General features: G+C 56.8%; 13 protein-coding genes. 6 read left to right on the top strand and 7 right to left on the bottom strand.

Going from position 1 to position 12,093, the window contains the following annotated elements; all coding sequences use genetic code 11:
- Positions 1 to 86: 86 nt before the first annotated feature.
- Entirely contained in the window at positions 87 to 428 is a 342-nt protein-coding gene (locus GOW09_RS06260; RefSeq protein WP_152459648.1) for a DUF2853 family protein, read from the top strand.
- Between the two features lie 218 nt (positions 429 to 646).
- Here GOW09_RS06260 and GOW09_RS06255 read toward each other — a convergent pair whose 3' ends face one another.
- From GOW09_RS06255 to tsaD, 5 genes are all read right to left on the bottom strand, one after another.
- A complete protein-coding gene (locus GOW09_RS06255; protein ID WP_171116642.1) occupies positions 647 to 1,960 on the bottom strand; it encodes a hypothetical protein in 1,314 nt (437 codons plus the stop codon).
- Positions 1,961 to 2,121: 161 nt separating this feature from the next.
- Entirely contained in the window at positions 2,122 to 2,544 is a 423-nt protein-coding gene (locus GOW09_RS06250; protein ID WP_171116640.1) for an EVE domain-containing protein, read from the bottom strand.
- Positions 2,544 to 2,813, bottom strand: a complete 270-nt coding sequence (locus tag GOW09_RS06245) for a YciI family protein (protein ID WP_171116638.1) — start codon at positions 2,811 to 2,813, stop codon at positions 2,544 to 2,546. Before GOW09_RS06245 ends, GOW09_RS06250 begins: the two co-directional genes overlap by 1 nt.
- A gap of 1 nt (position 2,814) precedes the next feature.
- Complete coding sequence (locus tag GOW09_RS06240) at positions 2,815 to 3,777, bottom strand: NAD(P)H-dependent glycerol-3-phosphate dehydrogenase (protein WP_171116636.1); 963 nt, start codon at positions 3,775 to 3,777, stop codon at positions 2,815 to 2,817.
- Positions 3,774 to 4,871 (bottom strand): tRNA (adenosine(37)-N6)-threonylcarbamoyltransferase complex transferase subunit TsaD, encoded by a 1,098-nt coding sequence (tsaD, locus tag GOW09_RS06235; protein WP_171116634.1) that lies wholly within the window; start codon positions 4,869 to 4,871, stop codon positions 3,774 to 3,776. Before tsaD ends, GOW09_RS06240 begins: the two co-directional genes overlap by 4 nt.
- Before the next feature lie 98 nt (positions 4,872 to 4,969).
- On the opposite strand from tsaD, the gene GOW09_RS06230 reads away from it, so the two are divergent.
- The 3 genes from GOW09_RS06230 to GOW09_RS06220 are packed head-to-tail and all read left to right on the top strand — an operon-like array spanning position 4,970 to position 8,456.
- On the top strand, positions 4,970 to 5,683 hold the full coding sequence (locus GOW09_RS06230) for a uroporphyrinogen-III synthase (protein ID WP_171117255.1): 714 nt from the start codon (positions 4,970 to 4,972) through the stop codon (positions 5,681 to 5,683).
- Positions 5,684 to 5,737: 54 nt separating this feature from the next.
- Positions 5,738 to 6,952 carry a COG4223 family protein gene (locus tag GOW09_RS06225; RefSeq protein ID WP_171116632.1) on the top strand — a complete coding sequence of 405 codons (1,215 nt, stop codon included), beginning with the start codon at positions 5,738 to 5,740 and terminating at the stop codon, positions 6,950 to 6,952.
- Positions 6,953 to 6,962: 10 nt separating this feature from the next.
- Positions 6,963 to 8,456 carry a heme biosynthesis protein HemY gene (locus GOW09_RS06220; RefSeq protein ID WP_171116630.1) on the top strand — a complete coding sequence of 498 codons (1,494 nt, stop codon included), beginning with the start codon at positions 6,963 to 6,965 and terminating at the stop codon, positions 8,454 to 8,456.
- 344 nt (positions 8,457 to 8,800) lie between these two features.
- Here GOW09_RS06220 and GOW09_RS06215 read toward each other — a convergent pair whose 3' ends face one another.
- Positions 8,801 to 9,382 (bottom strand): TetR/AcrR family transcriptional regulator, encoded by a 582-nt coding sequence (locus GOW09_RS06215; RefSeq protein WP_256368147.1) that lies wholly within the window; start codon positions 9,380 to 9,382, stop codon positions 8,801 to 8,803.
- A gap of 86 nt (positions 9,383 to 9,468) precedes the next feature.
- Here GOW09_RS06215 and GOW09_RS06210 point away from each other — a divergent pair, with 86 nt between their 5' ends.
- On the top strand, positions 9,469 to 9,942 hold the full coding sequence (locus GOW09_RS06210; protein ID WP_253282584.1) for a cupin domain-containing protein: 474 nt from the start codon (positions 9,469 to 9,471) through the stop codon (positions 9,940 to 9,942).
- A gap of 261 nt (positions 9,943 to 10,203) precedes the next feature.
- Here GOW09_RS06210 and GOW09_RS06205 read toward each other — a convergent pair whose 3' ends face one another.
- On the bottom strand, positions 10,204 to 10,845 hold the full coding sequence (locus GOW09_RS06205; protein ID WP_171116624.1) for a TetR/AcrR family transcriptional regulator: 642 nt from the start codon (positions 10,843 to 10,845) through the stop codon (positions 10,204 to 10,206).
- 138 nt (positions 10,846 to 10,983) lie between these two features.
- On the opposite strand from GOW09_RS06205, the gene GOW09_RS06200 reads away from it, so the two are divergent.
- Positions 10,984 to 12,093, top strand: coding sequence for an efflux RND transporter periplasmic adaptor subunit (locus GOW09_RS06200; protein ID WP_217360256.1), 1,110 nt, complete (start codon positions 10,984 to 10,986; stop codon positions 12,091 to 12,093).

Genomic DNA, 12,093 nt, shown 5'->3' with positions numbered 1-12,093 from the left:
TTTTCCTTTTGGAAAAGCCTGCGACGCGGCTAGTCTTTCGATCATCGGTAAAAGGTGCCGGGTAAACGGATCAAGGAGACTAGGATATGGGCAAGCGCGACGAGCTGATCGCCAAATACGCAGAAGACCTGAAAACCAAATGCGGGATGGACCCCGATATGGACCTGCTGACCAAGGTCACCATCGGTTGTGGTCCGGCGATCTATGACGCAGATGCGGCAACTGTCGCGGCCAGCCAGGACTCGGAACTGGAAACCGTCAAGAACAACTTCCTGATCAAAAAGCTGGGTCTGGCAGATGGCCCCGAGCTGATGGAAGGGATCAACAAAGCCATGGAAACCTATGGCATGTCCGAGCGCAACAAGTACCGTGCCGTTGTCTATTATGTTTTGACCAAGCATTTCGGAAAAGAATCCGTTTACAGCTGACCCGGTCGAAATTTACCAAGCGCCCGCCGAGATTCTGGCGGGCGTACTTAATTTGAGTTTCAATTTAAAGACTTGGCATTTGAAACCAAGGGTGCGGCTGGGCTAAGTTCAACCTGTGACCAGGACGGTCAGAACCAGATATTTCCATACGCGTGTGGTGAGTAGGGAGCACGCGGGGGTAGGGAAGGTTCTGTATCGTCAGAGCCTTCCCTCGTTTCTTATCTGAGTTCGCCAAGAATACGCGCAATGAAATTGTCGAATTCCGTGGGCCTTGGGTCCGAATTCCTGGATGACGCGCCACCGCTGCCTGCCAGGTAGACTTCTATCCGCCCCGGACGGGTCTTGCTGCCCGAATTCGTGAAATCCCTCAATATTCCGTCAAGAGCATCAGCCGCCAGCGCCGCGTTTTCAGCGTCGCTTGGATGATAGAAACGAACCTGTGTTTCTCGGACCCGAAAACCCACGCGGTCTGTTGATACAACAGTCGCGCGGCCCTGCGTAAGCAGTTCCAAAGCCCGGCTGCTGGCGTCTTGCGACACTCTCAACGGAACAAAAAGCGAGACTTCCAGATCAATGGGGGATTGTGCGGGCGAAAGCGGTTTTACCTCTGCATAAGACGGGACCGCAGATAAAGTGATCTCTTGCAGAACAGGGTCCAAAACCATCAAGGATGTCTGCGAAAAGCTGTCTTTGTTCGACCGGTTGGTGTGGCGCCACGGAGGTTCGGCAGAAGCTGGAAACAGGGTTTGAATATCCGCAGAAGAAGCGGTGGCCAAGATGGGTTCGAGCTGTGGCGGAATGAATATGGCTGGCGGGGACAAAGACACGGCCGGTTCCGCTTCTGGGGTTGGGGGTCTTGGCTCCACCCTGTCTTGGTCATCCGCAGCCGAAATGTCTTCGGCTGGAACGGGTGGCGTCACGAGCGCTTCAACCGAGACGCTCTGGTCGAGAGGTGCGCCTGTGATCGCATCCTCGACCTCTTCGATGATTGCCGGGTTGGAAACGGGTGCGACTTCGGAAGACGCTGAATCGGCGGGGCCCTCGGCTGCTTGTGTGTCTCGTGGGGCCGGTGACTCTGCGATTCCGACGGTGGGGGCTCTGTCTGAAAGCAGCTCCTCGATTTCAGGAAGAGTTTCCGTCGCCGCATCCAGGCTGGCTGGGGGCGTTCCACCGGTAGAGCGCCAAGTTCCGGCAATATGTGTGACCGCCCATTGCAGGAACGCGCCGCAAACCAAGGCGGCCAGAACAATACCTGCTCTAACCAAGGGTTTTTTCTTAGTTTTTGTTTCTTCCAAATGCAAAGAACGGACCCGGTCTGATACGATCTCTTCGATTTTGGTTTCGTCTGGCCGGGGCAGGTGCTCTGTCTCGGAAGGTTTCAGGGTGGGTTTTTCCTGCGCTTCACCCTGCGCCCCGCTGAGCACTCTGGCACGCTTTTCACGCGCCTCTTTCAGGCGCGCTTCCCAGTTTTTTGAATTCTTCGCAGCAACGGCGTCTTCGAATATCCCATTGCCGCCTTCGTCGTCAGACATGGGTTTTTGCTTTCAAGAAAGACCGATCTTTATTCGAACACCACCAAGCAATTTCAATCGCGGAAAAACGCGACCGACATGTTCTCACCCGGCAAAGCCCAAGGAAAGATAGCATCTTGCCAGGGGTTTGAGAAGTTCTGCGCCCGGTGCCACTGTCCCGTTCAGTCAGGCTGGGTTTCACCCAGCATGCAAATCACCCGCCATTCATCCTCGGTCACGGGTTGCACCGACAAACGAGAGTTCTTCACCAGCACCATGTTGGCCAGACGCTCGTCCGCCTTGATCTGGTCCAGCGTTACGGGTTTGGAAAAGGGCCGCACGGCCTTGATGTCTACACACTCCCACCGTTCGTCATCGGTGGTGCTGTCGGGATGGGCCTCGGCACAGACCTCGATAATGCCAACAACGGACTTGTCCTTTTGCGAATGGTAGAAGAACCCCCGGTCCCCAACCTTCATCTGACGCATGAAATTGCGCGCCTGATAATTGCGGACACCGTCCCATTCCTCGCCCGCGTCGCCCTTTGCGACTTGCTGATCCCAACTCCAGGTCGACGGTTCCGACTTGAACAACCAATAGGCCATCAACCGATCACCTTTTTCCACGGGATCAGCTCAACCGATTGGAACAATCCTGCCTTTGCGTAAGGGTCGCCATCGGCCCACGATTGTGCGGCGGCCAGGTCCTCCACATCGAGAATTATCAATGAGCCGATCATGGCGTCACCGTTCAGCAACGGTCCGGCCTGTGACACGACGCCGGTTTCTTCGATATAGGCAAGGTGGGCCGAGCGGTTGTCCAATCGGGTTTGCAACGCGTCTGGTTTGTCACGAGCGATGAGGGCGATCAGCATGTTATTCCTCCTTGAGGGGTCGATTTAGCAGGTTTTGAATGGCCTCGGTGACACTGTAGGCGCCATGGCTCAGGTCCGCCACCGTGGCGCTGATGGGCATATCCAGCCCTTCCTTGGCGGCAATGTCCGACATGGCACGAGCGGTGGCGACGCCTTCGACCGTTGTTTGGCTGTCAAAGGGCTGATTCAGACCCAAACTCAGGCCAAAACGATAGTTTCGGGACAGTTCGGAAGAGCAGGTCAGCACAAGATCCCCCAACCCGGACAAGCCCATCAGGGTGTCGGGGCGCGCGCCGCGCATCGCGGCAAAGCGCTGCATCTCGGCAAACCCGCGGGTCATCAAGGCCGCCCGGGCGCTGTCTCCCAGACCTGCGCCGATGGCGGCACCGCAGCCAATGGCCATGACATTCTTCAGCGCGCCGCCAAGTTCGGCGCCGATCGTGTCTGTGGTGCGGTAAAGGCGCAGGTTCGCCGTCGTCAGTTCGGCCTGAAGCGCCTTGCCAAGTTCCGTATCCTCGCAAGCCAGCGTCAGAGCGGTGGGCAGGCCATGTGCAATGTCATCTGCAAAACTGGGCCCGGTCAGCAGCGCGACGCGGGCATCCGGGATGCTCTCTTTGATGACCGCGACAGGTCCAAGCCCCGAGGTCAGTTCAATTCCCTTGCAGCAGGCCACCAGAGTCTTGCCGCGCAGGGCCGGTGCGTGATCTTGCAAAGCGCTGCGCAATTTCTGCATTGGCACGGCCAACAAAAGCGTGGCAGCCCTGAGCGCCTTGGCGATATCCCCAGTCACATTGATGTCCCCGGGCAAGGTTATGTTGGGCAGTCGGGTTGCATTTTCGCGCGTCTCGCGCATCTGCTGCGCCCGATCGGCGTTTCTTGACCACAGTGTCACTGGCCCGTTGCCTGCCAGCGAGATAGCCAGAGCAGTGCCAAACGCACCGGAACCCAGGACGGATACGCTCATGCCTTGGCCCCTTTCTTGCCACCGCCCAGCATGGCCGGGCTGTGCTGATCCAGAGGCCAGCGAGGGCGGGCGGTCAGGTCCAGCCCATCCCGCGCGCCGGCACGAAAGCGTTCCAGGCCAGCATAGGCAATCATCGCCGCATTGTCCGTGCACAACGCCAACGGGGGGGCGGTAAATTGGGTATTTTTTTCAGCACAAACAGACTCTAATGCGGACCGAATGGCCGAGTTCGCGGCAACCCCTCCGGCAACGGCAATCACGGGTTCAGACGGAGAGGTTTCCAGATACAAATCAATCGCACGCCGGGTCTTTTCGGCCAATGTGTCCACAATAGCCTGCTGGAATCCGGCGCACAGATCTGCGCGGTCCTGGCGCGTCAAGCCACCCTTTTCATTCACGATCTGGTCGCGCATCCGCATCAAGGCCGTTTTCAATCCCGAAAAGGACAGATCGCAACCGGGCCGGTCCAGAAGCGGCCTGGGAAATCGAAAGCGTTTGGGATCACCGGCGCGCGCCTCGGCTTCGACGGAAGGGCCACCAGGTTGCGGCAGGCCCAGAAGGCGGGCGGTTTTGTCGAAGGCCTCTCCCGGCGCATCGTCGATGGTGCCGCCAAGGCGGGTAAAATGTTCGGGCCCGTGGGCGATCAGGAACTGGCAGTGGCCGCCAGACACCAGAAGCATCAGGTAGGGGAAGGTAATGTTGTCCGTCAGTCGTGGTGTCAACGCGTGACCGGCAAGGTGATTGACACCCACCAGCGGCAGACCGGTTGCCGCACTGATCCCCTTGGCGCACATGACGCCCGACATGACCCCTCCGATCAGACCCGGCCCCGCGGTGACCGCAACGGCGTCCACGTCTTTCAGTGAAAGACCAGCGGTGTCCAGCGCTTGCAGAACGCAGACATCCAGCTTTTCCGCATGCGCCCGGGCCGCGATCTCGGGCACGACGCCACCAAAAGGGCTGTGCAGTTCGGTTTGGCCATGTACCACGGATGACAGGATTTCGGCCTTGGCGCCCGTCGTTTGACGCACGATGGCCGCGGCGGTATCGTCGCAGCTGCTTTCCAATCCCAGTACGGTAAGTGTTTGCACCATCACCCTGATCCGTTGCATCATGATCTAACGGCGGGGTATCACCCTGCGCGGATGCAAACAATCCTGAAGGGCCAAGGGGCCGCACGTTGTATTTGTTGATGACCCGCCCGCGCGCTGCCTCTGAACGGTTCGTCGCGCAGCTGCCGACCCGCACCAAATCTCGGGTTCAGGTCATCTATTCTCCGATCATGGAAATCCGGCCGTTGCCGGTAGAGGTTGAGACCGAGGGTGTGCAAGGACTGATTTTCACGTCGGCCAATGCGGTGAATGCGGCAGCCCTGAAAGGTGTGGACCGCAACCTGCCCGCTTTCTGCGTCGGACCGACTACGACCAGCACAGCGAAGGGTTGCGGCTGGCAGGCCGAAATGGTCGGGGCCACGGCGGAAGAACTGGTGGGACATCTGCTTAAGCGGAGGCCCAAAAGCCCGTTGTTGCATTTGAGGGGTGAGAACACGCGCGGCAATGTTGCCGGTCGACTGACCGAATCCGGCCTGACCGTGGGGGAACTGCCAGTCTACCAGCAATTGCTGTTGCCGCTAACATCCGAAGTGACCCGGGTGGCAGATCTGGATTCGCCGGTAATCGCACCGCTTTTTTCGCCAAGAACGGCGCGACATTTTGCCGATATTTGGACCGGATCCGCGCCTTTGTGGTTGGCCGCAATCAGTCAGGCCACGGCGGATCCCCTTTATTCATTGGACTATGCGCGCCTGAAGATCGCAAAGAAGCCGACACCAAAGAAAATGCGTAAGGCTGTCAAAAAGCTTGTGAAACATGCGTTGCGGGTTGAGGGCGGCGCGGTCCCCGATTAACTTGACTGGGGCTGTTATTCATCTGAATTTGGATTCGATAAGGGGAATATTGCGGTGGCTGGTAAGAAAAAGTCCGAAGAAAAGCCGGTGGAAACCCCCAAGGCAGATGACGTCGTCGAACCCGAACTGCAACAGGAAGATACACCTGTTGACCCGACTGAGGCCGTAGAAGAAGAACTTTCCGAAGCCGAAGCCGAAGCCGAAGCCGAAGCCGAAGCCGAAGCCGAAGCCGAAGCCGAAGCGTCGACTGAAGATACTGCCCCGGCCGAAGAAAAAGTGGTCGAGCGTGTCGTTGAAAAGCGTGGCGGATTTGTTCCCGCTTTGCTGGGCGGTGCCATCGCTGCCGCCGTCGGGTTTGCACTGGGCAATGGCGGGCTGTTGTCAACTGGCTCGGACAGCTCGGATACCTTGGCGACGTTGGAATCCAAACTGGCAGACCAGTCCGACCAGATTGCCAAGCTGTCTCAGGCGCTTGCAAACAGTCCGGATGATGCTGGTCTGACGGATCAGGTCAAAGCGCTGTCCGACAAATTGACACCCGTGGAAAGTGACCTGAGTGCGATCAAATCCACTGTGGATACGCTGTCAGGCCAGATCGGACCATTGTCAGACCGCATTGCGACGCTTGAGAAAACCCCGATCGAATCCAGCGTGTCGCCCGAATCCATGGCCGCGTTCGAAGCTGAGCTGAAGAAGCTTCAGGACTCGCTGGCCTCGCAACGGGCCGAGGTTGAAAAAATGGTTTCCGACGCTCAGGCGCTGGAGGCGAAAGCATCAGCCGATGCGCAGGCTGCGGCCAATGCCGCCGTTCTGTCGCGTTTGCATGGGCAATTGGATGCGGGTCAGCCCTATTCTGATCTGGTTGCAGAACTGAAAGCAGGCGGTGTGGATGTGCCGGATGCCCTGTCCGGGCCGGCTGAGAAGGGTGTTGAAACACTCTCTTCTCTGCGCGACAGTTTCGCGCCTGCGGCCCGAACCGCGCTGGCCCAAGCCCGTGAAGCCGACAAGGGCACCGGCCTGATCGCGTTCCTGCAACGTCAAACGGGCGCGCGCTCGGTCACGCCCCAGGAAGGGGATGGGCCAGATGCCATCCTGTCACGGGCACAGGCTGCGCTTGCGGACGGAGATCTGGCCAAAGCCTTGAGCGAACTGAAATCACTTCCCGAAGCGGCACAGGCTGCAATGTCCGATTGGGAACAGGTGGCCCAAACACGGGTCGCCGCCGTCGATGCGGCGAATACACTGGCTTCCAGCCTGAACTCGAACTGAAGGACCTGCCATGCTGTGGTCACTGTTTAAGATCCTCGTTTTTGTTGCGATTATCGGTCTGCTGGCGTTGGGCGGTCACTTCCTGATGCAAACCAGTGGCGGGGTTCAGATCACCGTCGCGGGCACGGAATTCACGCTCGGGCCGCTTCAGTCAGTGATCGCGCTGGCTGTGTTGGTTTTTGCGGTCTGGCTGTTTTTCAAGTTGCTCAGCCTGCTGATCGCAACGCTGAAATTCCTGAACGGTGACGAAACGGCGCTGTCTCGGTATTTTGACCGCAATCGCCAGCAAAAGGGATACCAGGCGCTGGCTGATGGTTTGTTGGCGCTGGCCTCGGGCGAAGGGCGCGTGGCAATGACCAAAGCCAGCAAGGCCGAGAAACTGCTGAACAAGCCCGAGCTTACCGACCTGCTGGTGGCACAGGCCGCCGAGATGACCGGGGATACGAAAAAGGCATCGGATACTTATAAAAAACTGGTGACCAACAGCGCCACCAGTTTCGTCGGCGTGCGCGGGATCATGAAGCAGAAGCTGGCCGAAGGTGATGATGAAACGGCCCGCAAACTGGCCGAGAAGGCCCTGGCGATCAAACCACGTCATGAAGAAACGCAGGACGTGCTGCTGAACCTTCAAACCAAGGCGCAGGATTGGGCCGGTGCACGTTCGACCCTGACGGCCAAGTTGAAGGCCGGGTATTTGCCGCGCGATGTCTTCAAACGGCGTGACGCGGTTTTGGCCTTGTCCGAAGCCAAGGGAATTCTGGACGAAGGTGCGACGGTCGAACAGCAGGAGCGCGCGATTGAAGCCAATCGCCTGTCGCCTGATTTGGTGCCTGCCGCTGCCATGGCGGCCCGCGCGTATATCGCCAAAGGCAAACCCCGGGCCGCAACCAAGATTCTGAAAAAAGCATGGGAGGCGCAGCCCCATCCGGATCTGGCCCATGCCTTTGCCGACATCGTGCCGGATGAAACCCCTGACCAACGGATCAAGCGGTTCACCGCGCTGACCCGGATTCACCCCGAGAACATGGAAACGCGTCTGATACTGGCCGAACTGAACATCGTGGCCGAGGACTTCCCCGAAGCCCGCCGTGCGCTGGGTGATGTGGTCGAAACGCAGGGTGATGCGCGCGCCCATACGTTGATGGCCGCTATCGAACGGGGCGAAGGGGCCTCGGACGCCATTGTGCAAGGCTGGTTGGCCAAGGCGCTGAATGCGCCGCGTGGTCCGCAATGGGTGTGCACCAATTGCCATGATATCCAACCTGAATGGGGACCGGTCTGCCAGAACTGCGGCAGCTTCGACACGCTCAGCTGGCAGACACCACAAACACCCGAAATCGCAAGCGCGACCGGCGTACATATGTTGCCTTTGATCGTTGGTGCGCTCGAAGATCAATCCGAAGAGCCTGAAGTCATGGAGCCCGCGGACGAGGATGATGTGGTCGAAGTGACACCAGAGTCGGCAGAGGTGGCAGACGAAGCCGAGGTTCAAAAGCAGGCCTGAGCCCTGCAACGTCTGTTTTTGCCTGCTTACACTCATCGAGATTGATGCGACGCCGCGCTTTTTTTTGGTGAAGCCAAACCGGACGCCAGCGGTCCGAAGGGTCGTGCTTTTTCGTCTCTCTCAGCGGCTTGTCGACGCGTTGGCGGCCTCTTGCATTTACAGGCTGTGTTGGCCGCTTCCTCCGCAAAGCAGCCGTTTAATAAAGGCGCAGTTAACGTCCGAGATGCGGTCAAAACGGCCGTTCGCGTTCTTCGTCGCGAAGCACACAGTCAATCCAAAGCGGACGTTTAACTGGTGTCTATTTTCCAGCAGTTTTGGGATGAAGTCGGCATCTGAATTCTGCCTCAGTTTTTTGGTAAGTACCGATCCAACAGAGCGTCGACCAAACCTTCCTGAAGTTCGTAACCGGTTGCTTCGTCCACTCGCAAAATGTCTTCCAGAATAATAAGTTGTTCCATGCCCGTCGTCATGGACAATCGCTTTGCCAGGTCGTCAATTTCCTTCGGCTTCATTAATGGCTGAACTGGTGCAAGTGCTTCCGAAAAAGCCGCCACTCTTCTGGCGCCACGCATTTTGACAGTTCCATCTTCAAGTGATGCCTTGAGTGATTCAGCAAGAAACTGCCGGAAGTGCGCCTCATGAACCCGAGAAAAATCCAGATAGTAGCGCGCAACGGCGTGTACGCGGCTCCTGACGTTATTCAGCCCCTCGAGAAGTTCTGAAGTTGGAGTAACTTCAAGATCGAGCGTCGCATCCAAAGCCAAGACACTTGGGTCAGAAAAGTAACGATAGACCGTCGCACGACTGGTTTTGGCACGCTCAGCGACTTTTGCCAGCGTGACTTCTTTGCCTTCCGACATCAAGTCACGTGCAGCTGAAAGAAGTGCTTCTCGTGTTCGATTAATTTGATTTGTACGCGACGCCAATACCAAGCCTTTTATGATACACTTGTCTCATTAGTAGATATATGTATCATAAGGGCAGTGTGTTTCAAGTAAAGGGAGTTGAAGTAATGGCTGAACCTCGCCCGCGAATTTATCATCTTCTAGGAAACCTTCTGACTTTTCACGCCTTTCCCAGTGAGACCGGAGATCGTTGCACAATCGTTGAGATAAAGACGGCGCCGGGTGCCGGTGCGCCACCCAATCATCATGCTGGCGAAGACGAAAGCTTCTATGTGCTTGATGGTGAATTCGAGTTCTTTGTGAATGGTGAGACAATCAGCGCAAAAAGTGGTGACTTCGTCAAAGTTCCGGACGGCGCAGTGCACGCCTTTACGTGTACTGGGGAACGGCCTGGCCGGCTACTTTGCATAAACGCCCCTGGCGCGATGCATGACACTTTCTTTACTGAAGCTGGTGAAGCAATGCCTGATGGTACGACAGAAATTCCGGCGCCAGATGGACCGCCAGACATTCCGGCAATCATGGCCGTAGCAGACCGAGCAGGAATGACGATCTTGGTGCCTGCAGAAGTTCCCAGCTAACAAACGCGCCTATATAATTCCAGGTTGAGAAACGGAAGTATTGGACTGAAAACTCTGATATAGACCCTATCTGGTAACACTAGCTCAATCCCAAGCCGGCATTCACGATGAGACCTTGCGATTTGTGGATAGCGGACATTCGCTGCGCTGTCCAAAAATGTCTTCTATGTGAACCAGAGCAATCGTTTACGCGTAGGCGTGATAGCGGCTTAGATTGTCTGCTATCTGCGCTTGGTCAAGTTCGTTTTGGCGTGAGAACGCTCAACTCAGCATTCTTTCCGAAACGTCCTCAAGAAGGGTATGAAGATCGAAATCTTCGCCTTTCTCAGCAAGCCCTTTGTCATGCAGAATGAAGGACAGCCCGTGCACGAAACTCCACAACAAAAAACCACGGCGGCGAACTTCGTCTGTGATTCCCGGTTCACCGAGACACTTTGCTACCTCAGTCAAAAGAATCCCGAAACTTTGCTGGCCACCTTCCTCCAACCGGGGATCCGCGATGCGATCTGTGAAGCCGCCAAATTTCAGTCTGAAGATCCCAGGCTCATTTAACGCGAAGGCAACATACTCCATCCCGATGGCAGTAATGCGCTCGGGAGATCCTTCGGGAACGCCTTCCAGTGCGGCAAGCATTTTGTCTCGGTGCCGATCCATTCCTTCAAGGACAGTGGCGACCAACATTTCTGTCTTGTCTTTGAAGTGCTTGTAAGGTGCCGCGGTTGATACGCCAGCCCTTCTACAGGCCTCGGAAACGGAAAAACTGTCCGGACCTTTTTCTTCAACCAACTGTCGGGTTGCTTCGATCAGTGCAGCGCGGAGATCGCCGTGATGATAGGCTTTCTTGCTCACCGATTGACCTGTCGCCTGGCTGATTGTTGAGTGACTTTTTTCTATGCTGGTCATGATCCAACATGTGCCAGATCACGTATCCCTTGTCAAAGTGAGAACTTCTAACATATGTTAGAGATGCTAACTTGATGAGGTCCGCAAATGCCAAGTCCCGCGAAATACTTTACTGAAGAGACCAAGCCGAGCCTTTTTTTGCGTGTTTTACGCGGTACCGTGCGTGTCGGGGTGACCGTTAGCTTCATAGGTGTTGCAGCGGCCGCAGTTTACTTCGGTGCATCGGAGCTGACGCGCAGAGCAGATGCTGTACCGGCGCCAGATGCCGCTGCCGTAACCTCGGTCTCCGCCACACCAATCACGTCCGAAAGCGCCTACACAGTCGACCGTGTGTTCATCGGTCAGGTCGAGCCTCAGCGTTCGGCAGATATCTCTTTCGAATTGAATGGGACGCTTGATCAAATTCTGGTGGATGAGGGTGACGAGGTTGCTAAGGGCCAACTTCTCGCAACGTTGGACGTAGCTCTGTTGGAAGTTGAACGCGACCGACTGACGGCATCTCGTGATGCCATTGCAGCCCAGCTTTCATTTGCCGAGAAAACGGTCGAGCGAAACGCGAAACTCATCGAACAAGGCTTTACCAGTCAAGCTCGCTTAGATGAGGCACTTTCCCGACAAGATGAATTGTTGTCTAGAATTGGGGAACTGGATGCAGCGCTGCGGGACGTAACCGTTCGGATCGAGAAATCCAGCATTGAGGCTCCGTTTTCTGGTCAAGTAACCGCGCGACACGTGGACGGCGGTGAAACTCTGCGCTCGGGCGAACTGGTTCTGGGTACGGTCGAGGTCGTGTCGCCGCAGGTTCGGATCGGTATCCCACTCGACGTTGACCCGGCGCTTCTGACAGATGTTGAAATCGAGATCGCTGGTCAAAGCTATCGGGCTAACCTTGCAACCTTGCGGCCCGACATTGATCCGGTAACCCGCACCAGAACCGCACTTTTCGATCTGAGGAACGCGCCGGACGTTGCCTTCGGGCAGACCGCTCGTGTGCATATAATTGATCCCGTACAGAGTGCGGGAACCTGGGTGCCCACGACATCCTTGAAAGAAGGTACGCGTGGGCAATGGACACTGCTGGTTGCTGACGCGCAGAAGATTGTGCGCCTGGCGACGGTCGAAGTTCTGCATGCTGAAAATGACCGTGTCTTTGTGCGTGGCACGTTTCCGGAAGGCACCGTCCTGATCGACCAAGGGCCGCAGCGTGTAACCGTCGGTCAGCGCGTCGCCTTCAACACTGGCGAGTAA

It is taken from the genome of Ruegeria sp. HKCCA5463, from assembly GCF_013034175.1.
In the GTDB taxonomy this organism is placed as follows: domain Bacteria; phylum Pseudomonadota; class Alphaproteobacteria; order Rhodobacterales; family Rhodobacteraceae; genus Ruegeria.
The sequence above is the reverse complement of the archived record's forward strand: the minus strand, read 5'-3'. Positions and strand labels throughout refer to the sequence as shown.

Bases quoted from the DNA above. Each gene is read 5' to 3' on its own strand.
- GOW09_RS06230 (WP_171117255.1), top strand. From the start codon at position 4,970: ATGACCCGCCCGCGCGCTGCCTCTGAACGGTTCGTCGCGCAGCTGCCG.
- GOW09_RS06205 (WP_171116624.1), bottom strand. From the start codon at position 10,845: ATGACCAGCATAGAAAAAAGTCACTCAACAATCAGCCAGGCGACAGGT.
- GOW09_RS06240 (WP_171116636.1), bottom strand. From the start codon at position 3,777: ATGAGCGTATCCGTCCTGGGTTCCGGTGCGTTTGGCACTGCTCTGGCT.
- GOW09_RS06260 (WP_152459648.1), top strand. From the start codon at position 87: ATGGGCAAGCGCGACGAGCTGATCGCCAAATACGCAGAAGACCTGAAA.
- tsaD (WP_171116634.1), bottom strand. From the start codon at position 4,871: ATGGTGCAAACACTTACCGTACTGGGATTGGAAAGCAGCTGCGACGAT.
- GOW09_RS06220 (WP_171116630.1), top strand. From the start codon at position 6,963: ATGCTGTGGTCACTGTTTAAGATCCTCGTTTTTGTTGCGATTATCGGT.
- GOW09_RS06245 (WP_171116638.1), bottom strand. From the start codon at position 2,813: ATGCTGATCGCCCTCATCGCTCGTGACAAACCAGACGCGTTGCAAACC.
- GOW09_RS06250 (WP_171116640.1), bottom strand. From the start codon at position 2,544: ATGGCCTATTGGTTGTTCAAGTCGGAACCGTCGACCTGGAGTTGGGAT.
- GOW09_RS06255 (WP_171116642.1), bottom strand. From the start codon at position 1,960: ATGTCTGACGACGAAGGCGGCAATGGGATATTCGAAGACGCCGTTGCT.
- GOW09_RS06210 (WP_253282584.1), top strand. From the start codon at position 9,469: ATGGCTGAACCTCGCCCGCGAATTTATCATCTTCTAGGAAACCTTCTG.